The sequence below is a fragment of the Bacillus sp. SIMBA_005 genome, from assembly GCF_046535585.1.
GTDB lineage: Bacteria > Bacillota > Bacilli > Bacillales > Bacillaceae > Bacillus > Bacillus pumilus.
Window position 1 is genome coordinate 1 of the sequence record NZ_JAWRWI010000641.1, and the last position, 261, is coordinate 261.

The following is a 261-nucleotide window of genomic DNA, read 5'->3' on the forward strand; positions in this document are numbered from 1 at the left end:
GGCGAGCTGGCGGTAGTCCTGGGGCACCTTGAGCCGCTCGGCGAGCGCACGCGTCGGCGCCACGCCGCGCTGTTCGTGCATGACGTGGCGCGGCCATTCGTCCGGCGGCGTCAGCGCCTTGCCGAGGTCGTGACACAGGGCGGCGAAGCCGATCTGCGCATCACCCGGGCGCAGCCGCGCGGCCATGTCGCTGACCATCTGCTGGTGCACGCCGGTATCGATTTCCGGATGGTATTCGGCCCGCTGCGGCACGCCGTACAG

General features: G+C 71.3%; 1 pseudogene. It reads right to left on the reverse strand.

Annotated features, from left to right (window positions below):
• Positions 1-261 (reverse strand): annotated as a pseudogene (locus SB660_RS21640) (hypothetical protein); the annotation flags it as partial.